The sequence below is a fragment of the Delftia sp. NA_296.1 genome, assembly GCF_052692095.1.
Window position 1 is genome coordinate 79,675 of record NZ_JBQZGF010000003.1, and the last position, 24,058, is coordinate 103,732.

A 24,058-nucleotide genomic window follows, 5' to 3' on the forward strand; every position below is an offset into this window, starting at 1 on the left:
TGCCATTGTCATGGCATGCCTGCATGCATCGATCTTCGCAAGTCCCACCTCCACCGCCGGCACGGCGACCTGCTGGCCATCTACACCTGGATCAATGGAGAGAGGGCCCTGGTCCTGATCCCCAGTCTGCGTCCCAAAGCGCCCTGGTATGTGGTGATGGAGAGCGCCGCCTATCTCTATGACCATCCGTCTTACCTTGCACGCATGTGCGTGAAGGCTTGCGAGGTTTTGGGTATTGAACCCAGCCGGGCCAACTGGGTGCGAGTGGCCACCATCATCAATGAAGGGTTGCCTGATCTGGTGGCCATGCCCAGCGAGCCGCCATGGGAGCGCCGGGGCCGCGAGTTCGGTCAGCTGGTGATCAAGAGGGAAGGCAAGGAAATTGCAGCGCAGGCTTTGACCGTTCCTGATGTGGGGGCCGAGTATGTCCCTGCTTGAACCCCGCTTCAACCGCCGAGCAGGCGTGGGCGAGCACGTCCTGAACGATGAGCCGCTGGCTTTCGATGTGGTGGACACAGCGCCCCAGCATCCGCTGGACCAGGCCGAGGCCCGCAATACGCTGCGAAAGCTCCTGAGCTGGTACTACCGCGAGCGCGAGATCCAGGCCGAGAACCGCCTGCAGATGTCCATCGACGCCGACTACTACGACGGCGACCAATGGGATCCTGCCGACGCAGCCACGCTGGAGGGGCGCGGCCAGGTGCCCCTGGTATTCAACGAGGTGGCCGTGATGTGCGACTGGCTGATTGGTACGGAGCGGCGCGCGCGCGTGGACTGGAGCGTGCTGCCACGGACCGAGGAAGGCGTGCAGATGGCTGACATCAAGACCAAGGTGCTCAAGTACGTGTCCGATGTGAATCGCACGGGCTTCAACCGCAGCCGGGCTTTTGAAGACACCATCAAGGTGGGCGTCGGCTGGCTGGACGACGGGGTACGGAACGACCCAACCAAGGACATCATCTACTCCAAGTACGAAGACTGGCGCAACGTGCTCTGGGACTCCATGGCCATGGAAAACGATCTGAGCGATGCGCGCTATATCTTCCGCACCCGTTGGGTGGACGAGGATGTGGCCATCACCATGTACCCAGCTCGCCGCGACGTGCTGCAGCGTGCAGTGGAGCAGGGACAGGAGCACAGCGCGCAGCAGTGGGCTGAGGACGCATTCCATTACCAGGGCCATTCCTCCAGTCAGCATTCGCGGGGTGGCCTGGCCAGTGGCTATGGCGATGCCGATGACGAGCAGCGCCGCCGCGTGCGGTTGATCGAGTGCCAGTTCCGCATGCCGGCCTCGGTTCGCGTCGTGACCGAAGGGCCGTTCAAGGGCGCGTTCGTCGAACCCTGGGACCAGGCCTTGATGCAAGCCATCGGTCAGGCTGGCGGGGCCATCGTGGACCGGGTGGTCATGCGCATGCACGTGGCCGTATTCACCGAAGGCCATCTGCTTGCGCTGGGGCCCATGCCCATGCGGCACAACAGCTTCAGCCTCACGCCCATCTGGTGCTATCGCCGCGGCCGCGATCGCATGCCCTATGGCGTGGTGCGGCGTGTACGCGATCTGCAAATGGACCTGAACAAGCGGGCCAGCAAAGCATTGTTCCTGTTGTCCACCAACCAGATATTCGCCGAGAAGGGCGCCTTCGACGATATCAACGAGGCGCGCGAGGAAATCAATCAGCCCGATGGGGTCGTGATCTATCGCGCCGGAAGGAAATTCGAGGTACACCGCGACAGCGAGATGGCCTCCGGCCAGATGCAGATGATGAACCTGGATACCCAGGCGATACAGAAGTCCGCCGGCATCGGCAGCGAGAACCTGGGCCGGCAGACGAATGCCAGCTCCGGCATTGCGATCAAGGCGCGCCAGATGCAAGGATCGGTCGTGACCACACAGCCATTCGACAATCACCGGCTGGCTGTGCAGATCCAGGGCGAGAAGCAACTGAGCCTGATCGAGCAGTGGTACACGGAGGAAAAGGTCATTCGGCTGTCAGGCCACAAAGGGCGTCTCGACTGGGTACGCATCAACTTGCCCGAGTTGCAGCCGGATGGCAGCGTGCGCTACCTCAACGACATCACAGCAAGCCTGGCTGATTTCATTGTGTCCGAGCAGGACTATGCGGGCACGTTGCGCCAGGTCATGTTCGAGTCGCTTTCACAGATGGCCGGCCGCATGCCGCCCGAGGCTGCGTTGCGCCTGTTGACCATCGCCATGGACTACTCCGACCTGCCCAATAGGGAGCAGATCGCAGATGAGATGCGCAAGCTGACCGGTGAGCGCGACCCCGCCAAACCTCTTACACCCGAAGAGCAGCAACAGATGCAGCAGCAGATGCAGGCCCAGGCCGAGGCCCTGCAAATGCAGCAGGAGGGCGCGCGCCAGGCGCTTGCCGAGCAGGTGGCCAAGGTCCGTGAAGTCAATGCCCGTGCCGAGAAGCTGGAGGCCGAGGCCGAGCACATGCGTGCCAGCGGCGGGGACCAGGCTCTGGCCTTGCGCATGGTGGGTGCGGCCGCCTCAGTGCGGCGCGATGCGGACGTTGAGCTGGACAACATGCGCCAGCAACTTGCCAAGGCCAATGCAGACCTCGCCAACAAGACGCTGCAGATCCGGGCAGACGAGGACGTGCGCCTGCAGGTGGCGTGCATCGAGGCCGATTCGCGCGAGCGCGTGGCGCAAATCCAGGCCTTGAGCCGCCAGCATCTCGATTCGATGTCGGGTCGCCTCGCCCAGTTTGAACAACAAGGAGTGATGAATGGGCAATGACGTCACGCAGGCCGCGCTCGAAGCTGCGGCCAACGCAACAAACGCTGGGGCGGCGGCGGCCATGAGCAGCAAGGTCGGCTGGAGCGGACTCGGACTGGGTGGCTTTGGCTGGCTCTTGACCTCCGAAGCCGGTGTCGCTATCGGCATAGTGGTGGGTGTCGCAGGCTTTTCGGTCAGCTGGTACTACCGCCGCAAGGAATTTCAACTGAAGTTGGCGGAAGAGGCTCGTGATCAGGCTGAGCACGAATTGCGCATGAGCCTCATGCGCCGCAGCGGTACGCGCAATGCCCCAGACGAGGAGGATGGGCAATGACGCAAGATCGATGGACCGCCGCCTTGCCTGGGCGAACTGCCGGGCCATGGGTGCATGCCCAGGGGAATGCATGATGGCTGAGCAGACTTCCAAGGTGCCGGCATGGCTGGCAGGCCGGCTGGCCGCGCTGGTGTTGCTGGCCGGGTTGGGCAGTGGAGGGGCAATCGTGGCCCGGCACATTGACGGCCCGGCACTCAACGATCCCTATGTGCAGGCCGTTGCGGCAGATACTGAAACCTCGCCCGGCGTGAAGGTTGCGATGGTACTGGGCTCGTTCTACGAGAGCGGCGGGCGCCATGTGGGAATGCCCTATGTCGACAAGCTGGGCAAGGGCCAGCCACTGACTGTCTGCAATGGCATCACTGGAGAGGGGGTCACGGCGGGCCGCTGGTACAGCTCCTCAGACTGCTATGCACTGGAACTTGGCCGCTACCTGATTGCAGAGCGCCATGCACGGCAAATGCTTGTGGACTGGGCGGCGTATGACCCATTCGTGCAAGGGCAATTCATCGACTTCGTGCACAACAAGGGGGCGGGTAGCCTGGCTTCCAGCACGCTGCGGCGCAAAGCCAACGCCGGTGATCTGGCAGGGGCCTGCAACGAGAACCCTCGCTGGAATAGGGGCACGGTCAAGGGCGTTTCCACCGTTCTGCCGGGGCTGCAACTGCGAGGCGATGCGAATGGCGAAATCTGCCGAGAGTGGAGGGTCATGCCTTGAGCTCCCGCTTCTTCGTCCAGTCCATGGCTGCAGGACTGGCCTTCATCCTCGGTGCAGGTTGCGCGTGGTGGACTCAGGATCAACGCTACGGAGTGCGCCTGGAGCAACTGAGGCAACAGGCTGTCAGCGACGAACTGTCCCGTGTGCGCCAGGCCGCGCAGGACATGGCTGCTTTTTCCAAGGGACTTGACGATGCACTTGCCACATTCCAACGTACCCAGCAGCGCAATGCGCTGGTCCAGCAGGATCTTGAGCGCAGCCTGCGCGACATGCACATTGCTGCTGCAGGCTTGCGCGGTGACTTCGCCGGTTTGCCAGAACGTATCAGCGCAGCTACCCGGCCCTCTCTTGCCCAGTACGCCCGCACCTGCACAGCCTTACTCGAAAGTCTGGCAGAGCGAGGTACAAGAATGGCACAGCGCGGTGCAGACATCGCGCGAGCGGCTGATGGCCATGCCGCTGACGTCCGATTGATGGGTGATGCCTGGCCCCGTGCCAAGCCTGCCAATCTCCCTTGAGCACGCACATCAGGAACTGCCAACCATGACCAATCAAGACGACCAACTGCGCCTTCTGTCCGAAGCCGAGCGCGCCACGTTGCAGGAAGACGACTATGACCCCAGCGAGGACAATGCGGCAGCACTTGCTGCGTTGGGCCGTGGCAGTCTCGATGGGAGCCCCGAAGATGAACCAATGGGGCAAGCCGATGGCCGTGACAGTGATGACGCGCCAGCATCCACGCTGAAAGCCGGGGAGGAAGCGTCAACGAGCCATTCGCCCGAAACAGACCACAATGCCGAACGCCACGGCGCCGGGGGATCCTCTAAGCCGTTGCCATCTGGCTACAGGGTGGATCTGCCCTTGGATTACCAGGACCAGGTCTGGGCCAACAAATCTGCCATGGCCGAAGTCCGCCGCAGGTTCAACGACGGTGATCTGGACCACTCGGAAATGGAGGCTGAACTGGACAGGCTGCAAGATGAGCGTGACCAGCTACGCGATGTGAAAACGCGTGCCACCGTCTCTGCGGAAATGCGCCAGCAGTCTGAAATGGATGCATGGACCCACTCCATCCACACGTTCCTGGATGACGCTGCAAAAATGCCTGAACTGGGTCGCGTGAACTACCACGCGGACTTGGAAAAACAGGCTGACCTGGACGCTTTCGTCAAGGCACTTGGGGCAGCTCCCGCCAACCAGCACAGGCCTTTTCGCTGGTTTCTGGAGGAAGCGCACAGGCGTGTTCTGGCCCTGCATGGAATCCCCACCACCAAAAAGTCCGTGGACATGCGGCGCCGGGCCGATCCGTCCGACATAGTCACCAACCTGGCCGACGTGCCCGGCGGCGCGGGCGATGCCGATCCCGCGGGCGACGAGTTCGCCGAGCTGGACAAGCTCACCGGCCTGGACTACGAGCGCGCGCTGGGCCGCCTGTCCGAAGAAAAGCGTGCGCAGTTCCTGCGCTCGGTGTGAAGGGCCCCATGGCACAGGCTGCAGCATCGACGCCCGGCGTGCGCCGCATCTTCATCGAGCTGCGCACGGGGGATGTGCTGGAGGTGGGCGGCGTCCGCATCCAGCTGGAATACAAGAAGGGGCAGGCCGCGCGCATGGTGATCGCGGCGGCGCCGGATACCTGCGTGCGAAAGATCGCAGCTGCCTCGCGGCCCGTACCAAGCCTGCCATCTTGAGGGCTGAACCATTTTTCAACCGGGGCGCTGGAGTGCTCGCTACCACACAGGAGCACTCCTATGGGCAAAACAGTGGTGGGCGTGAACAGCCCCCGCGCGGTCAAGCGCTTTTCCGGCGACCTGGCTCTCGATGTCTCTCAAGCCTCGTACTTCGGCAAGCGCTTCGCGGCCGTGGGCCAGGGCGCCAAGACGCCAATCCAACTGCTGACGGATCTGGAATCCGAAGCCGGTGACCTGGTCAGCTATGACCTGCTGGCCGAGCTGCGCATGGCACCCGTCGAGGGCGACGATGTGCTGGAGGGCAAGGAAGAAGGGCAGCGTTTCTATACTGATGAGCTGTACATCGACCAGGCGCGCGGGGGCGTCAACACGGGCGGCCGCATGTCGCGCAAGCGCACGCTGCACGATCTGCGCATGCGCGCCAAGCAGCAGCAGGCCAACTGGTGGGGCCGTTTCCAGGATGAGCTGACCTTCACCTACCTGTCGGGCTCGCGCGGCGTCAATGCCAACTTCATCCTGCCGCTGAGCTACCAGGGCCGTGCCAAGAACCCGCTGACGGCGCCTACGCCCAACCAGCACCTGTTCGGCGGCGATGCCACTGCGGTGGCCAACCTGGATGCCACCGACAAGATGTCGCTGGCTGTGGTGGACCGTGCCCGCGTGCGCGCAGACAGCCAAGGCGGCGGCGCCACCAACATCCCCGTCATGCAGCCCTGCGTGGTCGATGGCGAGGAAGTGTTCGTCATGGTCATGCACACCTTCCAGGAAGACGACCTGCGCAAGGAAACCGGCACGGGCGGCTGGCTGGAACTGCAAAAGGCTGCAGCCGCTGCGGTGGGCTTCAAGTCGCCGCTGTTCAAGAGCGCGCTGGGCATGTACCGCAACGTGGTGCTGCACTCGCACCGCAACGTGATTCGCCACAACACCCACGGCGCCACGGGCGACCTGGAAACGGCGCGCGCGCTGTTCATGGGTGCGCAGGCCGGCGTGATGGCGTTCGGCTCGCCGGGCACGGGCATGCGCTACGGCTGGCATGAGGAAACCCGCGACAACGGCAACCAGGTCGTGATCACCACGTCGTCCATCTTCGGCGTCAAGAAGTCGGTCTTCGAGATCGAGGGCGAGAAGCAGGATCACGGCGTCTACGGCATCGACACGGCCGCTGCTTCGCGCTGATCCCCACCGAACGAAAGGAGTCATTCATGGCTTTCAAGCAACTCAGTGCCGTGGCCGCAGGCCATCAGGCCCCCATCACCCCCGGCGGCTCCGAGCTGGTGCGCTCGCGCTTCGGCCAGCCCCTGGCAGTGGCAGACCAGGCAGTGGGTACCCGTGGCGTCATCGGCATCCTGCCCGCCGGCATGCTGCCCGTGTCGCTGTACATCCGCGTGCCTGCTGCCCTGGGCGCGGGCTTCAAGGCCTCCATTGGCCTGGCGGATGCGGCTGGCGACATCAGCACAGCGGCCGACGACGGCGGCGGCGCCTGGGTGACGGACAACGATGTGGGTGCAGCCGGTGGTTACGCGCACCTCGTGCCAGCGGCCTTCGCCAAACTCGCAACCAAGGATGAAGACCGACGCATCATCCTCAAGGTTTCGGGCGCAGGCACGGCTGCCGGCCTGTTCACGCTGGACCTGATCTACACGAACGCCTGACAGCGCGCTCATGTGTGCGCCCCCGCAAGGGGCTTTCCCCGGTGGCATCGGCCGCCGGGGCTTTTTGAACCCCGGAGAACCATCACCATGAAGCTGTTCACTTCGCTGCCCGCACGCAAGGACGGAACCCTGATCGTGCGCCTCAAGGGCGCCACCTATATTTTCGAGGGCAAGCCGCTGGCCTGCGAGGTCGAGAACGAGGCTCATGCCGAACACCTGCGCGCTGGCACCTTCCAGACCGAGGAGGAGTTCGACGCCGAGCAGAAATTCCAGCGCCTGGCCGCCGAGCGCGAAGCCCGCCGCGCGGCCCTGGACGGCAAGGCTCCATCCTCGCGCGGCACCTTCTCGCCCGGCGTGGGCCCGGACGATGAGGACAACCTGGACGGCGGCACAGGTATGCCCCAGGAGTCCGACTCCACTCCCACCGGCCGTGTGCGCAAGGCCTCGCGCGCTTCCAACGTGACCGGCTGATCGCACCATGGCCAGCTGGGAGAACTGGATGCCTGAGCTGGTACTGGCTGCCCCCAAGGCGCCGGTACCGCTCATTCACCTGGCGTTGAACCGCGCCGCGCGCACCTATCTCAAGGCAACGCGCGCCTGGCAGGAATGGCTGGAGCCCACGGACGTGACTGGCGAGGCCTTCGCCGAATACACCTTCGAGCTGCCCCAGGGCGCAGAGCTGCTGCGCTTGGAGCGCGCCACGCTGGCTGGGCGCCCGCTGGAGGTGGCGAAGGCGCGCGACCTTCCGGCCGATCCCTGGCAGCACGAGTTGCGCGGCCGGGCCTACCTGGTCACGACCAACCTGCGCGAGTTCACGATGCGCACCGGCAGTGCCGGCCGCCTGCAGGTCTACGCCTCGCTGATGCCATCCCTGCGCGGCAACAGCGTGCCCGACGAGGTGGCCTCGCTCTACCATGAGGCGATCCGCGAGGGCGCCAAGGCCGAGCTGCTGGCCACCGAGGGCACGGACTACTACAAGCCCGACCAGGCCGGCGTGGCCCTGGCGTTCTTCCAGCGCGCCATGGATGACGCCACGGCCGACGTGTGGCGCTCCAATACCAGCCGCGGCTCGCGGGGGAGGGCATCATGGCTTTAACCGTGGCCCAGCTGCTGGACGATGCAGCGCGCGACCTGCAGGACAAGGGGCACATCCGCTGGACCCGCGCGGATCTGCTGGACTGGTTCAACGCCGCGCAGCGCGCCTTCGCCGAGCAGCGGCCCGACCAGATGGCCCAGGCGCGCGACCTGGTGCTGGCCCCCGGCTGGCGGCAGGAGCTGCCGGCCGACGTGCTCACGCTGATCGACATCACCAACAACGCCAACGCCACGCAGCGGCGCATCACCAAGACCGACCTGTGGGTGCTGGACGCCGTGGCCGGCGCCTGGCGCTCGGGCTCCCCGGGTCGCGAGGTGCAGCACTACATGCACGACCTGGGCACGCCGCAGGAATTCCTGGTCTACCCGCCCGTGGCCGCCGGCACCAAGGTGCGCGCCATGGTGGGTGTCGCGGCTGTGGACCTGGCCGACGAGAACGGGACGCCCAGCGTGCCCGAGCGCTGGATGGACGCTCTGCGGCACTTCGTGCTGTTCCGGGCCTGGTCCATCGACGCCGAGTTCGGTGGCAACGCCACCATCGCGGCGGCGCACCGCGCCCTCTACAACGAGGGGCTGGGCATTCAGGCCCAGGCTGCGGCCACTACGGCCGTGGCCCAGAAGTGAACCAAGCCTGCCATCCTGGCGGGCATCTTCAATCGGGGCGCTGGAGTGCTCGAAGCCATAGGAGCCGTCATGGCTGGTTTCAGCACATCCCTCGCCAACGCGATCATCAGCGCCACGCTGCGCAAGCAGGCCTTCCCGGCCATCCGCAACGCCTACTTCGCCCTGTTCACGGCCGACCCTACCGACGCCTTCACCGCCGGCACCGAGGTGGCCGCACCGTGGTATCAGCGCGTGGCCACGGGCGCCTTTGCCGCGCCCAACAACGGCGCCACCTACAACGCCGTGCGCGCGGAGTTCCCGCCCGTCACAGGCGCCCAGGTCACGGTCACGCACATCGGGATCATGGAGGGTGACTCGGCCACCGATGGCACGGCCACGCTCATGTATTCCGAGCCGCTGCCGTCGCCGCGCACGCTGCAGATCAACGACGTGTTCGTGGTGGACAGCCAGGCGCTGACGGGCGACTTCACGCTGCAGCTGCTGTAAGCCATGAACCGGGGGACTCTCAACGGGTTCGCACTCAACGGCCGGTCAGCCGACCCCGTGGTGCGCATCCGCGTGGACGCCAAGGGCTATGCCCGCGTCCGAGTGGGCGGGCGCGTGCTCGCCTATGCCGTGGTGCACTCGGCCCCCGCTGCTGCACTGACAGGCCCGCTGGGCCGTGTGCACGCCAAGCTCTCGGCGGACTCCGTGGCGCGGGCGGCCGTGGAGGGCGTGCTGGGCCGGATTCACGTCCGCAGCCTGCTGGCCGCCACCGGCCGCGCGGTCCTCAAGGTCACGCTGCCGCCGGTCTACGGGCGCGTGGTGGCCAAGGCCACGGCCCGGGCCACCGTCAATGCCCATGTGCTGGCACGCAGTCCCGTGGCGACCGTCACACAGGCACAGTTCGCCCCCCAGACGCACCTGCTGCGTCGCGGCCCTGTCCAGTCGGCGCCGGCGGCGCGCGGCAAGGCGGATGGGCAGATCTACGTGCGCCGCTGGCTGCGCTCGCCTGTGGACGGCAAGGGCCAGGCCTTCATCGTGACCCAGGGCCGCGTCGAGGCGCGGCTGGCTGTGCTGACCCAGGGCCTGGCGCGCGGCGCCGTCGATCCGCACCGCCTGGTGCGCGCGCCGCTCGCGGCCCAGGGCGTGGCCTTTATCGACATCGACCCGGCTGTGCACAGGCGCCTGCCCTTCGATGAGGCAGCGCCCGAATCCCGAACCTTCCTCGTGCCCGCAGGAATGACCACCTTCTACGTTACCGACCAAGGGCAGAGCATGTTCCGTGCGTCCCCCATGCAGCCTGCTGACACGCAGGACTACGACATCGAGTTTGCTGACTGGTTTCCGCCAGGCGACGAGATTGTTTCCGTCGAGCTCAAGGTGCGGCCGGCCATGCCCATGCCGCCGTCCTATGCCTTCGTGGGCCAGCGCGTGAAGGTCTGGATCTACGCGGGCGGCGCCGATGGCCAGAAGTACCAGATCAGCGTGGCCGCCACGACCAACGACGGCCGCACCAAGGAGGTGGAGCTGATCGTGCCCATCAAGGAAAAATAGAAATGCCGCAGCTGTTCCTCAACAACTTCCAGACGCAGTTCATCGCCGACGTGCGCGCGGCGCCGCAGACCGGCGCCCCTGCCACCGAGCTGGACTATGGTGTGCTGCGCGTGTCCGATGGCGCGGCCGGCCTGCTGCGCAACCCGGAGCCGGGCTCCTGGTATGTGCTGACAGCCTACAAGCGCAGCGGTTCGCTGGAGTCGGACTACGAGGTCCTGCACATCACGGCCGTGGACAACTCGGTCATCGGTGAATGCCGGCTCACGGTCTTGCGCGGCCAGGAAGGCACGGCGCCGCGCGCCTATGTGGCCGGCGATCTGCTGGAGCTGCGCTTGACAGCCGGCGGCATGGGCGTGAAGGTGGACCGCGAAGACGGCAAAGGCCTGAGCGCCAATGACTTCACCAACGCCGAGAAGGCAAAGCTGGAGGGCATCGCCGCCCAGGCCACCAGGAACGCCACGGACGCGCAGCTGCGCGACCGGACCACGCATACCGGCGCCCAGGCGATCAGCACCATCACGGGTCTGCAGGCCGCCCTCGATGCGCGCGCGCCCAAGGAGAACCCCACGTTCACCGGCACGGTGTCGGGCATCAGCAAGTCCATGGTGGGCCTGCCCAACGTGGACAACACAGCCGACGCGGACAAGCCCGTGAGCACCGCGCAGCAGGCGGCCCTGGCCAACAAGGTGGACAAGGTGGCGGGCAAGGGCCTGTCCACCGAGGACTTCACCAGCGCAGAGAAAGCCAAGCTGGACGGCGTGGCCGCGCAGGCCACCAAGAACGCCACGGATGTCCAGCTGCGCGACCGAAGCACGCACACGGGCACGCAGGCCATCAGCACGGTGGCGGGCCTGCAGGGTGCGCTCGATGGCCGGCTCAAGCTGCGGACCTTCGCCAATGCGGAGCCAACCGGTGGCGCGCCGGGTGACACCTGGGTCAACACCTCGGACAGCCGCGCTTGGATCGAATACGCCTGGTTCGATGACGGCAGCGGGGGCAAGTGGCAGCGCCTGGGGCCGGCTGCCGATGGCGCGGGCCTGTCCTCGAATACCGCCGTGCTCACGCCAGCGAACAACGGCGCGGCCTTGCCCGTGGGCCAGATCACGCGCGTCAACACGGCGGCAGGCCCGGTGACGCTGCTTGCGCCTGCGGCCTCGGCCGTGGACCTGCGTTTCGGGGTGCGGGACCACAGCAAGAGTTTTGGGACCAACAAATTGACGATCAATCCGCAAGGCGCCGATTTGCTGATGGGCATGAATGTCGGCCTGGATGCCGATTTCAATTTGCCCGGTGAGTTGAGTTTTCGTTGTGTGCAGATTGGCCGATGGGAGATGGAATAATGAATCAGAGTCTGAGTGATTTGATGGGAGTGAACAGCCTTCCGCCGATTGGGAGTATCCATGCTCTCCCCGATGTGACAAACTCGTGGGGGGTACAGGAAACCATGGGGAAAACCTATTTGCGGTCTGGATCTTTGGCTTTGGCCAGCTCCTTTCCAAAAATGCCCAGTCATTTGAAGCCATTGGGCCATATTGGGCAAAGAACCACTCCGATCGGGTCAGTGGCTATTGGGGATATGGCTACAGATGGGGAGTCCACGATTGTAGCGGTGGCCTATGACAGCACCATTTATGTGTCTCTGGATCGTGGTGATAGCTGGATTATTCGCGGGAAATTGGCGGCCGCTTCCGGATATGCGTGGTCATTGGCTACGGATCGGAATGGAGTGTGGTTGGCGATGGCAAAGGATGGAACGGTTGTTCGGTCCACAGATGCATTTTTATCTTGGGCAGGAACCCTTACTCCTGCTCAAGCGGCGCTGGGAGGCTCAACGACCTATCATTGCCGGCTTGATTATGTGAACGGGGAATTTTGGATGACGCGGGCAGCTCTGGTGCTAAATCAGGCCGCCGCCAGCAACACGCACCTATATCGCTTGAGTTCCAGCGGAAGCGTGTTGACACCCATGAGCTTGCCCGCTACGGGGCTTGAAAATACGAGTTATTCGCTTTGTGGCGTTTTTGGCAATGGAAAAAACCTGTATGCGATATTTAACAGGTCCAGTTTTGCCAGTTCGGTTAGCTCAACTTGGACCGGAACCTACGCATTTATTTTCTCGCCTGCCACTTCCACATTTTCTGCTCCCGTGAAAATATGCAATTGGCCTGCCATGAATATGTTGTGGGACGAAGAACAGAAATTGTGGTTGGTCTATGCGAATAATTTTTATCAGGTAAGCAGTACGTATCAGTATTCCATAGATGTGAAGATCTATGATGCCGATCTGAATATGGTTGCATCTTATAGCCCTCCAATTGTTAGTTCTGCAGGTGATACATATATAAATACAAGCATGCCACTGGAGCCATTTGCCTGGGGTGATTGGGGTGTTTTATTAAAGTTACCTCGGAACTATTGTATTGAGTATTTAGGCCGGCAAGGAATACAGGTAGGCATACTTACCTATGCTATATCTCGTATATTGGGCGGTACTGTTAGTGCAACTGGCTATGGCACTGGGGGTATTTATACTGGGGCAGGGGTTACATTGGGGCGAGATTTGGCTGTCGTCTGTCAAAGCAACGGGGGAGATCGCGCGTTTTACAAAATTCCTTCGTATGTCGGGCTGCCATTGGTCAACAAGCCGAATGTTGATACTGCGATGTTCCTGCGAGTGAATTAATGAATAATCTGATTTTCTTCAATATGCCACAACCGCAGCCTGATTTGACCCCGGGCCAATTTCGCGCCTTGCTGACCTTGAGTGAACAGCGCATCCTGGACAACTTCGATGTGCAGGAATTTGCGACCTTCAATACCAAGATCAAGGATCTTTCCATCGACCAGCGTGCCGACGTGCGCACAGGGATTGCCACCTACCGCGACAGCACCAGCGTGGCCCTGAGCGATCCGCGCACCGTCACCTTCATCAACATGATGGGCGCCTACGGTCTGCTGGACAGCGAGGAGCGTGCGGCGCAGATCCTCGCGGGCCAGGTGCCAGCCCTGACGGCGTAGGACGTTGGTGCCAAGCCTGCCAGGGTAGCGGGCATGACCACCTACAAGCTGTCCGCATTCCCGGGCGAGGCGCCCAGCGTGTCCGATCGCGCGCTGGGCGCGAACTTCGCCCGGGAGCATTTCAATCTCTTCCTGCCCAGCTCCGAGTTCTGGCCGCTGGCCACCGACCGGCGCCACTCGGCTTGCCTGGCCGGCACGCGCACGCTGCACCGCTTCGCGCGAGATGCCAGCGGCGCCGTGCAGCAGAACCCGGCCGCGCCCATCCGCTCCTGGGTGCAGGAGCTGTCCCTGGTCAAGGGCCAGATCAACGATGAGGCCACCGAGCGCACCTACCAGACCACCAACGACGGCAGCGCGGCGCCGCGTGCGCTGGACGTGCGCGGCAACGACCGGCTGCTGGGCGTGGTGCGCCCGGTCAAGCCCACGGTCACGCTGCAGGTGGTGGACGAGTTCACGACCGAGGAGGCCAAGACCTGGCTGTATGGCGACTTCGCCGAGCTGGTGCGCGCGGACCTGCTGGCCACGGTGATCCAGCACGAGGGCCACCAGGAGGCGATCCGCTGGGATGCCAATGGCAAGGCTTATGCCGGCGCCACATCCAACTACGGGCTGTCCCTGTCTACCGCCGTAGGGGCCGGCGCCTGGGCTGGGAATCTCTATGCCGTGGTCTCGGCCGCCCGCGCCAAGGCCTGCGAGATGGACACCACGCGGCTCGGGGCCATCAGCACGGCCAGCGGCTGGGCCGTGCCGGTGGCCGCCATGCCGTACAGCTATCCCTTCCGCAGGCCCGCGCTGGTGGAGGCGCTGCAGCGGCACGAGTTTCCGGACACGGCCGGCGAGCGCTCTGGCGAAACCGTGCTCACGGCCGACCAGGCAGCCAAGCTGGCCGACCTGGTGGAGGCCTCGGTGGCGCCCGGCAGCAAATGCACCAACTGGCGCAGCGAGTTGGACAAGCTGCTCAAGGAATTCGCGGACCTGGCCCTGTCCAAGTCCTGGGCCGGCGCGGGCACGGCGCCCACCAAGCCGACCGAGCCCAGCGTGGCCCAGTACCACTTTGACGCGGACAACAACGCCATCGAGCACCCCGACTGGGTGCAGTACCGGCTCAAGCTGGAAAACTTCTTCAAGGCACAGGATGCCTACACCGACAGCAAGTCGGATGCCTCGGCCCAGGCCAGCAGCTTCAACGCGCGCCTGGTGGAGATCCAGCAGCGCTGCGCCACTCTGGTGTCCAGCATCCAGACCCAGCTGGCCAGCCAGTACATCGCGGCCACGGGCGACACGGCCGTGATCGGCACCTGGCTGAACCAGCTGGGCGGCGTGGCCGACCTGGCCGGCAAGACCGTGGAGCGCGTGGTGGACTCGCGCTTTTACGTCGTGGCCTTTGTGACCGACTGGGGCGAGGAGTCCGAGCCGTCGCCCATCTCCGACATGCTGGAGGTGGACCAGAATGACACCGTGACCATCCAGCGGCCCCAGGCCATGACGGGCGAGCAGCATGCCGCGCGCCACGTTGTGAAGTGGCGCATCTATCGCAGCAACGCCTCGGCCGCAGCGGCGGCCTGGCAGCTGGTGCAGGAACTGCAGATATCTGTGGCCAGCTTCCTCGATGACAAGAAGGGCGAGGAGCTGGACAGCCTGCAGCCCCAGTTCACCTGGGCCGCGCCGCCGTACCGCATGGACAGTCAGTACGAGGGCGACAACAAGCCCAGCGTGGGCGCCAATCCCTACCTGCGCGGGCTCACGGGCATGCCCAACGGCATCATGGCCGGCTTCATCGACAACACCGTGGCCTTCTGCGAGCCCTACGTGCCCTACGCCTGGCCCGTGGACTACCAGGTCACGACCGAATGGCCCATCGTGGGCATGGCCGTGTTCGACCAGACCCTGTTCGTGGGCACGGCCGGCAATCCGTACTTCGTGACGGGCGCGCACTCGGCGCAGATGTCGGCCATCAAGCTGGACAGCAACCAGTCGTGCAGCGCGCGCCGCTCCATCGTGCCCGTGCAGGGCGGCGTGCTCTATGCCTCGCCCGATGGCCTGTGCCTGGCCAGCCCGGGCGGCGTGCAGGTGGTGACTCGGCAGCTGATCGCGCGCCAGGACTGGCAGCGCATGCAGCCGTCCAGCATGTTCGCGGCCGAGCATGAGGGCGTCTACTACCTGTTCTATGCCGGCGCGGGCGGCGGCTGCCTGGCGTTCAGCGCGCAGGACGGGGCCAAGCTGGGCCATACCGACCTGGGCGGCGCGGGCGTGACGGCTGTCTGGGTGGACCGTTTCAACGACCTCATGTACGTGGCGCGCGGCCAGGACATCCTGGAATGTTTCACGGGCGATGCCCTGCGCACGGCGCGCTGGCGCACAGGCCTGGCCACCCAGGGCCAGCAGCTGCCGCTGGCCTGGGCCAAGGTCTACGGCCTGCAGGACGCCCAACACCCGATCACCCTGCGCCTGTGGGGCGACGGCCAGCTGCAGCACACGGCCCAGTTCACCGACCTGCAGCCGCAGCGCCTGCCGCCCGGGCGCTGGCTGGAGCACCAGGTGGAGATCGAGGGCGCAGCCCGCGTCACCAGCGTGGTGCTGTGCTCGACCACCGAGGAGCTGCGCAGCGTATGACCAACCGCAAGAAAATCGACACGGGCGCGGCCCGCCTGCCGGCCCTGGCCCGGGTCAACGTCCAGGACAAGGCCCTGTCCAACTGGATGCAGGCCGTGACCGAGCACCTGGAGGTGCGGGCCGGCGGCCGGGGCAACGAATTTGAGCGCGGCGTCACCTTGCGCGAGCTGCTGGACCTGCAGGGCTCCGTGCAGGGCGTCACCCAGCTGCTGGCCACGGACAAGACACCGGGTGAGGGCGAGATCGTCATCGACCTGGGCGGCGGGCTGTCGGCCACGGTGGCCGTGGAGCGCTTCGCCCAATCCATCATCGAATCGCGCCTGTTCAAGAGCCTGGCCAAGACCCTGGACGACCCCAGCCGCTTCGACCACCTGGCGCAGGAGATACGCGACGAGCTGCTGCGCTCCATCGCCGACGAGGCCGCCAAGCGCGGCGCCGAGGTGCGCGAGCTGCAGACCGTGGTGCAGAGCAACGAGCGCAGCCTGGCCATGGCCGTGCGCGAGGTCACTGCCAGCCTGCGCAACGCCAGCGCAGGCCTGCGCGCCACACAGGCGGCTTTCGCGGACGGCCAGCGGGCCATGGCCACCAACGTGCTGCAGCTGCAGGCCTCCCTGGGTAACTACTACCAGGACGGCAAACCGGGCCGCGCCATGCTCGAGCAGGAGATGACGGTGCTGGCGGGCTACAGCGAGGGCCTGCGCGCGCAGTACACGCTCAAGGTGCAGGCCGGCGGGGCCCTTGCCGGCTACGGCATCGCGGCCGAGGAGGTCAACGGCAAGACTTCCAGCGCCTTCATCATCATGGCCGACAAGTTCGCCATCGTCTCCCCCAGCTACAACGCCGGCCAGATGAGCACGCCGCGGCCCGAAGACGTGGTGTTCGGCGTGGATGGCGATGGCATCTACCTGCAGCGCAACGTCTACCTCAAGGGAAACATGCGCATCGATGGGCTGGGCAAGAAGCTCGTGGATGGGCTGCGCGGCTCGGTGCAGCTGGCGGCCAGCGGCAGCTTCTGGAGCGATGCCACCGCGCGCCAGGCCGTCTGGCAGGCCCTGGGCAACAGCGGCAGCGCGCCCAACACCAACCACCTGATCGTGGGCGATGCCGTGACCATCAGCAACGGGGCCGGCTTCACGCAGACGCGCCACTGGATGGGCACGGCCTGGCTGATCCCGGCCGCCGTGCTCAACGGCGATCTGCTGGTGGACGGCACGGTGGCGGCGCGCAAGGTGGATACGCGCGGCCTCACCGTGCGCGACAACGCGGGCAACGTCATCCTGGACGCGAACGGCCTGGATGCGCAATGGCTGCGCAATCTCAAGGCCGCCCAGGTCAACGGCCTGGGGCCACTGGCCACCAAGGACAAGGCCCGCATCGGCGACACCGTGGCGTTTCCGGACGGCACGACGATGAACACCAGCGACTTCATCAACCGGCTGCAGCGCATCACGTCCAACAACATCGGTGTGTTCATGGACACGGCGGCCATCGGCACGGCCTACATCGGCCAGGCGGCCATTGGCACGCTGCAGATCGCGGGCGGCTCGGTCACGTCCATGGCCAGCGGCGCAGGCGGCATGACCACGATCTACGGCGATAGAGAGGTTGAGCTGTGTTCGGCCTGGGTGAACAACGCCGCTGGCGGCTCCGGCGTGGTGGTCATCGCCCTGGTCAATGCCATGCCCGTGAACAGCAACGGCAGCCTGAGCCTCACCATTTACCGGGGCGAGATCGGCCTGCAGTACACCGGCACGTCGATGCCCAACGGCTACCGGACTTCGGCGCACAACAGCTGCTTCGACAGCAGCCCGCCGTCCGGCTGGACCTCATACCGGCTCATGGCGCGGGCCGGCCCCGGGGAGACAGTCACGGTCTTTCTGTCCAACATCATCGCCACAGGAGGGCGCCGATGATCCACTTCATCCAGATCGACGGCGCCGGCCGCATCCTGCGCTCGGGCAGCGCGCCGTGCCGTCACCTCAAGGATCTGCCCGGGGCGAATGGAAGCTTTCGCCGCGTGCCGCATCCCGTGCCGGACCCGAATGCCTTCTATTGGGACGGTGGCCTGGTGGCCGTGCCGGCGGCGCCCAGCGCGTTCCACCGCTTCGACCTGGCCAGCCGGGGCTGGGTCATCGACCTGGGGCAGGCTTGGTCCGCCGTGCGTGCGGAGCGGGACAGGCGCCTGGCCGCGTGCGACTGGGTGACGCTGCGCGCTCAGGAGACGGGCGAGCCCGTGCCGGCGCCTTGGCTGGCCTACCGGCAGGCCCTGCGTGACATCAGTGACCAGCCGGACCCGCTCACCATCGTGTGGCCCACGCCGCCGGCCTGATGCGTGCCAAGCCTGCCACTCTGGCCGGCATGCTGGACTACGACACCCCCGCCATCTACGCCTTCCTGCGCATGCGTATCCCTGGCCTGTTGAGCACCGAGGGCGCAGTGGGCATCGGCTGGAAGCGCGGCGGGGTGCTGGTGGCCGGGGCCGTCTTCGAGCAGCACAACGGCCGCACCGTGTGGGCGCATGTGGCCATCGACGCCCCGCTATCGCGCCGCTTCCTGCGCGCGTTTCTTGACTACCCGTTCGCTGTGTGCGCGGTCGATGCGCTGCGCGGCTACGTGCTCGCTTCCAACACCAGGCTGCGTGCACTGGCCCGCCGGCTGGGCGCCGTGGAGGAAGCGGTGCTGGCAGGCGCTGCGCGCGACGGCGGCGATGTGGTGGTCTGCACCCTTTGGAGAGGAAACCTGAAACATGACACGCTGGCACAGCACTGAATTTGATTTCCTGCCCGAGCAGGCATTCCGACCTCGGCCCGGGGGCGGCATGACGTTGGAGGGTGGCGGCGCCTCGACCCCAGCACCCGATCCGCGGCTGGTGGAAGCGCAGGTGAAGAACCTGGGCATCCAGGACGACATGATCCAGCAGATCATCGGCAACGCGAACGACATGGCGCCGCTGCAGAAGGAGCAAACGCAGTTCGCGCTCGACACCTCGCGCACGGCCTGGGAGCAGTCGCAGGCCGACCGTGACTATGCGCTGGGGCGCCGGGACAAGCTGACGGGCCTGCAGGACACCATGGTGGAGGAAGCGCGCACCTTCGACACGGAGGGCAAGCGCGAGGAGCTGGCGGGCCAGGCGGCTGCCGATGTCTCCAACGCCTACGAAAGCGCCAAGCGCACGCAGGGCGCGGAAATGGCCCGCATGGGTGTCAACCCTGCCGATGGCAAGTATGGCGCCGGGTCCAATGCCTTGGTTGCCAGCGAGGCACTCGCCACTGCCGCCGGAAAGAACTCGGCCCGAACCGCTGCACGCGCGGAAGGGCGGGCGCTGACGGATCGGGCCTCGAATGCGCTGGCCGGCTATCCCGCCATGGGCATGCAGACGACGGCTGCCACGGCCGGCTACGGCACCTCGGGTCAGAACATCGCCAACACCGGCCTGGCTGGCCTGAACTCAGGGTACGGCCAGGCGGCGGGCATGGCAGGCAATGCCGGCAACAGCGCGGCCAACATGTGGGGGCAGCAGTCCCAGGCCTATCAGCAGTCCCAGGCCACCAGCGGCGCCGGAACGGGGGCCATCGTGGGCGCGGGCCTGTCTGCTGCGGCCATGTTCTTCTGATGCGGGCCGCAGACATTGCCGACAGCGTGGGCCAGGCGATTGCCGGCCGGCGCGCTGCGCTGCAGTTCAGTGGGGGCAAGGACTCGCTGGCATGCCTGTACCTGCTGCATCCACTGGTGGAGCAGGGCCTGCCGGTCTACTGGCTGTCCACGGGTGACACCATCCCGGAAACACGCGCGGTTTTGGACCAGGTGCGCACGTGGGTTCCAGATCTGCGTACCGTGCAGACGGACGTGCTCGCCTGGAAAGCAGCCCATGGCATCCCGAGCGACGTGACCACGGCGCAATCGAGCTGGATCGGCCAGGCCTACGGCATGAGCGACACGCCGCTGGTGGGCCGCATGGACTGCTGCGTGGCCAACCTGATGCAGCCCATGCACCAGCGCATGCTGGCCGACGGCATCGAGGTGGTGATTCGCGGCACCAAGCTGGCCGATACGGGCCAGGTGCCGGCGCGCGGCCCAGGCGATGCCTACGAGGTCTTGCTGCCGCTGCTGCACTGGAGCCATGACCAGGTGTTCCAGTTCCTGCAGGCGGTGGGTGCCCCGCGCAATGCCGTCTACGACACCTTCCGCGCCATCAGCGCGCCCGAGTGCCTGCACTGCAGCGCATGGTGGGACGACGGCAAGGCCGCCTATCTCAAGCAACTGCACCCCGACAAGGTGGGGCAGTACCGAGCGAGTCTGCAGACCATCCGCGCCGAACTGGCGCGCCGGGTGCAGGAGTTGGACAGCGAATTGAAGGAGTGCGAACAATGAATTTGGGAAGTGGTTTCGCTGCGGGCCTGGCACAGGGCCAACAATTTACGCGGGGCATTGCTGACGCCTATCGCGCCGGTCAGCAAATGAACGATGCGCGCGACCAGGCCGCGCAGAAAGAGGCGTTGAAAGGCATTGCCAGTGCCACAGCCGTTGAGTCCACGGGCTACACCGCCGACCAGGGCAAGGAGCTGGAAGGCCTGGCCGCCAACGGCTACAAGATCGACTTTGACGGCTCGCAGAAGGCCTATGTCGCGCGCAACGATGCGGGCGACACCAAGACCATCGCCATGCAGGGCGTGACCGACTTCATGGGCGAGCGCTCGGCCGGCTCCATGAGCCGCGAGCAGCAGGACAGCACGCGCATGCTGGCCATGGCCGACGTGATCGGCCGCACGGACCCTGAGCGCAGCCTGCAGATGCGCCAACAGCTCACGCTGGGGGCGCACGATGTCAAACGCCAGGCTAGAGAGATGAAGCAATGGCAGCAGGATGACGAAGTGGGGCGCATCGAGGGCGAGCAACGAAAGCAGTTCCAGGCATCGTTGATTGACCAGAGCGGCAAGTCACGCGAAGCGACGATGGACGACCGCCTTGCCCATAGTCAGCGCCGTATAGCGGCGCTGACACAGGCTGGGCATCTCAAGGCTGCGGACCAGGCTACCCAGGATTTGATGGCGCAGTCGCACATCAAAATCCAGATGGATACAAAAAGGCGTCAGGAGGCATCTGACAAAGCCGCTGCTGGCCTGGCGGTGGGCGACTATGCCCCGCTGATGGAGCTCTACAACCGCTATGTTCCCAGTGGCTACAAAATTTCCGGCATCGAGGCGGGACAGGGAGGGGCTTTGCAGATCAAGCGCACAGACCTGAATGGCCGGGAGGCGGCGCCAGTCACTCTTAAGGACAGTGGCGAGGCTCTTGGACTTCTCAAGTCCATGGCCAGCCCGGCGGCGCTGTACCAGTATTCCCAGGGCGAGTTCCAACGCAGCTTGCGTCCGAGCCGAGAAACCGTCCCGAGCGGCTTGCCGTATGGCGCCTCCAGGTAGCGCAGCACTGATCCTGGGATCCAGCCACCAAGGCCCGCTTCAGCGGGCCTTGCCGTTTCAGGAGCCCGGGCGCAGCTGCCTGTCGTGCCAAGCCTGCCAGTCTGTGCTTCTTGCCAAAAGGGGATCAGATGAGCAGCAAGAAGTACAAGCGCGAAAGACTGGACCAGCCGGGCGGCCGGGCCTACGAGCCAGAGGCATTCGAATTGCTGGACGGGATGGATGTGACCGGCATCGGTGCCGGCGCACGCTACCGGCCCGTGCCTGCCCAGCCGCCTGCACAGCCCCAGGAGCGCAGCTGGGGTGAGGCGATCGCAGATGCCGGCGTGCAAAGCGCTGAAGGGGTGAATACAACCTTGGGCAGCGTTGTCAACCTTTTTTCGCCCTCATCCGGTGTCGCAGATTTTTTCCGCAGCAATGGCGAGCATTGGCGAAAGGCACAAAGCCCCGTGATGCAGCGCAAGCTGGCCGAAGCCGAAAAGGTGATCAGCGCGGCGGACCAGGATTCGATCATCGAACAATCCATCGCGGCAGCGCGGGCCTACAGCTCGGACCCCGTACTGATCTCGCGCTTCATCTTCACAATTCTGCCCAGTGTGCTCCCGGGCCTTGGCGCGTCGAGGGTGGGGCAGATCGCCACGCTGGCCGCAGGAGGAAGCACTGCCCTGGCGGCTGCGGCCGGCACCACCATGGCAGGTGCCACGGAGGCACTGATGAATGCGGGAGGCGCCCGTGGAAAGGCCTTCGAAGAGATCCGCGACACGCTGCGCAAGCAAAGCGTCCCGGAAGACGAGGCGGTACGGATCGCCCTCGGCAAGTCGGTGTTGCCAGCTGCCATAGGCAGCTTGACCGGCTTGCTGCCTGGCAAGCGCCGCATCGAGCGGGCCCTGGCGGGCAGGGGATATGCCGCGACGGGAGCATTGGCATCAGCGATGCTGGGCAAGCAGCTCGATGACGTACTGCCCCAGGTGGCGACAAACCACCAGGCTGGGGAGGTCGATGGGCGGCCGTTGTCGCGCAATGTCGGACGCACGGCGGTGGAGGCCGCTGTCAGCGGCCTGCCGCCTGCGGGCGTAGCCGCTATCGCCGCCAGGCGCCATCAGGCGCAAAGGAGTAAGGCGGGCAGTGACGGCGATGCAGCGCTCCCCGTCAGCCGCCCGGAATCTGCAACCCCGTCGCATCCCGGATCGCCGGCACCTGCGGACGCAGGACCGGCTTCCATGGAGATCTCCGCCGGTCCTGCCAGAACGGACAAGGCCGTCAGCACGGTGCCTGCAGAATCCGGCCGTGGAGCCGACGGCGAGGCGAAGCCGCAAGGCGCCAGGCAGCGCGGGCAAGTGCCGGCCGATGCCTTCGCTGACGGCGATGCGCCAGCCTTCGACCCAGCCACGGTGCAGGCTCGCAATTGGCTGCAGTTCTTGTCCGAGCGCGGCGAGAACATCGGCAGGCTGCGCAGGGGTACGCCTGCCTGGGAATTGCTGCAGGATGACTGGAAAGCCGTGCAGGCTGCACGCAAGGACGCCTCGGCTGACCGCACAGCGTCCGTGGAGGATGCCACGGTCCGTGCACCGGGCGACGAGAATGCGCCCGCCGCCCCTGTCGCTGAAGACAGCGCACCGGTGCCGGGCAGCGAGAAGGCATCCATACAACCTGCCCCGGGTGTGCGGCGGAGTGGGGCGCCTACTGCGGATGAGGCTTCTGGTGCACAGGACTCTTCCGTGCCGCCTGCCGCTGCCGCGCAACGGCCCCATCCGGATGGAGAACTGCCCGCCGCGTTGCCAGCTGCAGTGAAGGTCCGTGCGGGCGATGGCGCCTCGGCACCCGATACAGCGCCTGCTGCGGTACAGCCAGCTTCGCGCCAGGATGCAGACAAGAGTGCAAGCCCGGCGCCTGATGCCTCCATGGGCAAGGTGAAAGAGATGGCTGATGCCATTAGTGCCTCATGGGCCAAGGGACCTCCGGTGCGCGTCATGTTCGACCTGAAGGAGCCCCGCCTGGCGCAGGCAATGCGTGATGCCGGCCGGGAACCGGGGGCCGATGGCGGCACGCAGGGGCCGCGCGGTTTCTATGCTGATGGTCAGGTCCACCTGCTTGCCAATGCAAGCCATACGCCGGCCCAGGTTGCACGGGTCGTATACCGGCAGGCGCTAGGCCAGCATGGTCTTCAGGGTGCCTTTGGCGCAGGGATGGATGCCGTGCTCGACCAGATCGTCGCAGCGCGCCCGCGCGATGTGCGTGAGAAGGTCCAGGAGCACGGACTGGCCGAGGGCCGGGAGGGTCGGCGTGCCGCCGCCCAGGATGTGCTGGCGGCCATGGCCGAGCAGTCGCCGCAGGCGGGGTTCGTTCGAAAGGCTGTCGAGGCGGTCCGCTCGCGGCTGCGGGCTCAACTGCCGTCCATCAGGCCCATGGCGATGTCCGATGCCAGGATCATCGAGGACTTCATCCTGCCGGCCCGCGACTGGGTGCGGCGGGGCGGGCAGCCTGCTGGCAACGGCCTGCCCGCCGCCGTCGCTGCGCCACGCGCCGAAGCCGATGCGCAGCGGCAGAGGGTGGACGCGCAGGCCCGCACCGGCATGGACAAGGGCGAGTCCGGCGATGTGGGCTCCAGGCAGTGACGCGG

The 24,058-nt window shown here is 65.6% G+C and carries 25 protein-coding genes; all 25 read left to right on the top strand.

All coding sequences use genetic code 11. The features are described from left to right. Positions 1 to 15: 15 nt before the first annotated feature. The 25 genes from ACUTR7_RS08180 to ACUTR7_RS08300 all read left to right on the top strand — a co-directional run bounded on the left by ACUTR7_RS08180 (position 16) and on the right by ACUTR7_RS08300 (position 24,053). Positions 16 to 438, top strand: coding sequence for a hypothetical protein (locus ACUTR7_RS08180; RefSeq protein ID WP_445608559.1), 423 nt, complete (start codon positions 16 to 18; stop codon positions 436 to 438). Beyond that, a complete protein-coding gene (locus ACUTR7_RS08185) occupies positions 425 to 2,764 on the top strand; it encodes a portal protein (protein WP_445608560.1) in 2,340 nt (779 codons plus the stop codon). Before ACUTR7_RS08180 ends, ACUTR7_RS08185 begins: the two co-directional genes overlap by 14 nt. Beyond that, complete coding sequence (locus ACUTR7_RS08190; protein ID WP_445608561.1) at positions 2,754 to 3,077, top strand: holin; 324 nt, start codon at positions 2,754 to 2,756, stop codon at positions 3,075 to 3,077. The genes ACUTR7_RS08185 and ACUTR7_RS08190 overlap by 11 nt, the downstream gene beginning before the upstream one ends. 73 nt (positions 3,078 to 3,150) lie before the next feature. Further along, positions 3,151 to 3,795 (top strand): lysozyme, encoded by a 645-nt coding sequence (locus ACUTR7_RS08195; protein WP_445608562.1) that lies wholly within the window; start codon positions 3,151 to 3,153, stop codon positions 3,793 to 3,795. Continuing rightward, positions 3,792 to 4,313, top strand: coding sequence for a hypothetical protein (locus ACUTR7_RS08200; protein WP_445608563.1), 522 nt, complete (start codon positions 3,792 to 3,794; stop codon positions 4,311 to 4,313). Before ACUTR7_RS08195 ends, ACUTR7_RS08200 begins: the two co-directional genes overlap by 4 nt. 25 nt (positions 4,314 to 4,338) lie before the next feature. Beyond that, the gene (locus ACUTR7_RS08205) at positions 4,339 to 5,268 is read left to right on the top strand and encodes a hypothetical protein (protein WP_013803294.1); all 930 of its coding nucleotides are present in this window, start codon (positions 4,339 to 4,341) and stop codon (positions 5,266 to 5,268) included. A gap of 8 nt (positions 5,269 to 5,276) precedes the next feature. Next, positions 5,277 to 5,483 carry a hypothetical protein gene (locus tag ACUTR7_RS08210; protein WP_192368138.1) on the top strand — a complete coding sequence of 69 codons (207 nt, stop codon included), beginning with the start codon at positions 5,277 to 5,279 and terminating at the stop codon, positions 5,481 to 5,483. A 60-nt stretch (positions 5,484 to 5,543) separates the two neighbouring features. Further along, on the top strand, positions 5,544 to 6,659 hold the full coding sequence (locus ACUTR7_RS08215) for a N4-gp56 family major capsid protein (protein WP_445608564.1): 1,116 nt from the start codon (positions 5,544 to 5,546) through the stop codon (positions 6,657 to 6,659). Between the two features lie 26 nt (positions 6,660 to 6,685). Beyond that, positions 6,686 to 7,135 (top strand): hypothetical protein, encoded by a 450-nt coding sequence (locus ACUTR7_RS08220; protein WP_445608565.1) that lies wholly within the window; start codon positions 6,686 to 6,688, stop codon positions 7,133 to 7,135. 87 nt (positions 7,136 to 7,222) lie between these two features. Continuing rightward, positions 7,223 to 7,606 carry a hypothetical protein gene (locus ACUTR7_RS08225; RefSeq protein WP_445608566.1) on the top strand — a complete coding sequence of 128 codons (384 nt, stop codon included), beginning with the start codon at positions 7,223 to 7,225 and terminating at the stop codon, positions 7,604 to 7,606. 28 nt (positions 7,607 to 7,634) lie between these two features. Next, positions 7,635 to 8,231 (top strand): hypothetical protein, encoded by a 597-nt coding sequence (locus ACUTR7_RS08230; protein ID WP_445608567.1) that lies wholly within the window; start codon positions 7,635 to 7,637, stop codon positions 8,229 to 8,231. After that, positions 8,222 to 8,854, top strand: a complete 633-nt coding sequence (locus tag ACUTR7_RS08235) for a phage adaptor protein (RefSeq protein WP_445608568.1) — start codon at positions 8,222 to 8,224, stop codon at positions 8,852 to 8,854. Before ACUTR7_RS08230 ends, ACUTR7_RS08235 begins: the two co-directional genes overlap by 10 nt. A gap of 69 nt (positions 8,855 to 8,923) precedes the next feature. Continuing rightward, entirely contained in the window at positions 8,924 to 9,340 is a 417-nt protein-coding gene (locus ACUTR7_RS08240; protein WP_034398312.1) for a phage tail fiber protein, read from the top strand. 3 nt (positions 9,341 to 9,343) lie between these two features. Next, the gene (locus ACUTR7_RS08245; RefSeq protein ID WP_445608569.1) at positions 9,344 to 10,390 is read left to right on the top strand and encodes a phage fiber-tail adaptor protein; all 1,047 of its coding nucleotides are present in this window, start codon (positions 9,344 to 9,346) and stop codon (positions 10,388 to 10,390) included. 2 nt (positions 10,391 to 10,392) lie between these two features. Then, the gene (locus tag ACUTR7_RS08250) at positions 10,393 to 11,730 is read left to right on the top strand and encodes a hypothetical protein (RefSeq protein WP_445608570.1); all 1,338 of its coding nucleotides are present in this window, start codon (positions 10,393 to 10,395) and stop codon (positions 11,728 to 11,730) included. Positions 11,731 to 11,834: 104 nt separating this feature from the next. After that, positions 11,835 to 13,073, top strand: a complete 1,239-nt coding sequence (locus tag ACUTR7_RS08255; protein WP_445608571.1) for a hypothetical protein — start codon at positions 11,835 to 11,837, stop codon at positions 13,071 to 13,073. A 44-nt stretch (positions 13,074 to 13,117) separates the two neighbouring features. Further along, the gene (locus ACUTR7_RS08260) at positions 13,118 to 13,408 is read left to right on the top strand and encodes a hypothetical protein (protein ID WP_445608572.1); all 291 of its coding nucleotides are present in this window, start codon (positions 13,118 to 13,120) and stop codon (positions 13,406 to 13,408) included. Between the two features lie 33 nt (positions 13,409 to 13,441). After that, positions 13,442 to 16,021 (top strand): hypothetical protein, encoded by a 2,580-nt coding sequence (locus ACUTR7_RS08265; protein ID WP_445608573.1) that lies wholly within the window; start codon positions 13,442 to 13,444, stop codon positions 16,019 to 16,021. After that, a complete protein-coding gene (locus ACUTR7_RS08270) occupies positions 16,018 to 17,934 on the top strand; it encodes a phage tail tip fiber protein (RefSeq protein WP_445608574.1) in 1,917 nt (638 codons plus the stop codon). The genes ACUTR7_RS08265 and ACUTR7_RS08270 overlap by 4 nt, the downstream gene beginning before the upstream one ends. After that, positions 17,931 to 18,350, top strand: coding sequence for a tail fiber assembly protein (locus ACUTR7_RS08275; protein ID WP_445608575.1), 420 nt, complete (start codon positions 17,931 to 17,933; stop codon positions 18,348 to 18,350). The genes ACUTR7_RS08270 and ACUTR7_RS08275 overlap by 4 nt, the downstream gene beginning before the upstream one ends. Beyond that, on the top strand, positions 18,350 to 18,790 hold the full coding sequence (locus ACUTR7_RS08280; RefSeq protein ID WP_196248523.1) for a GNAT family N-acetyltransferase: 441 nt from the start codon (positions 18,350 to 18,352) through the stop codon (positions 18,788 to 18,790). Before ACUTR7_RS08275 ends, ACUTR7_RS08280 begins: the two co-directional genes overlap by 1 nt. After that, positions 18,768 to 19,634, top strand: coding sequence for a hypothetical protein (locus tag ACUTR7_RS08285; protein WP_445608576.1), 867 nt, complete (start codon positions 18,768 to 18,770; stop codon positions 19,632 to 19,634). Before ACUTR7_RS08280 ends, ACUTR7_RS08285 begins: the two co-directional genes overlap by 23 nt. Beyond that, the gene (locus ACUTR7_RS08290; protein WP_445608577.1) at positions 19,634 to 20,392 is read left to right on the top strand and encodes a phosphoadenosine phosphosulfate reductase family protein; all 759 of its coding nucleotides are present in this window, start codon (positions 19,634 to 19,636) and stop codon (positions 20,390 to 20,392) included. Before ACUTR7_RS08285 ends, ACUTR7_RS08290 begins: the two co-directional genes overlap by 1 nt. Further along, on the top strand, positions 20,389 to 21,441 hold the full coding sequence (locus ACUTR7_RS08295; protein WP_445608578.1) for a hypothetical protein: 1,053 nt from the start codon (positions 20,389 to 20,391) through the stop codon (positions 21,439 to 21,441). The genes ACUTR7_RS08290 and ACUTR7_RS08295 overlap by 4 nt, the downstream gene beginning before the upstream one ends. Before the next feature lie 128 nt (positions 21,442 to 21,569). Further along, complete coding sequence (locus ACUTR7_RS08300) at positions 21,570 to 24,053, top strand: hypothetical protein (protein WP_445608579.1); 2,484 nt, start codon at positions 21,570 to 21,572, stop codon at positions 24,051 to 24,053. Positions 24,054 to 24,058 lie beyond the last annotated feature (5 nt).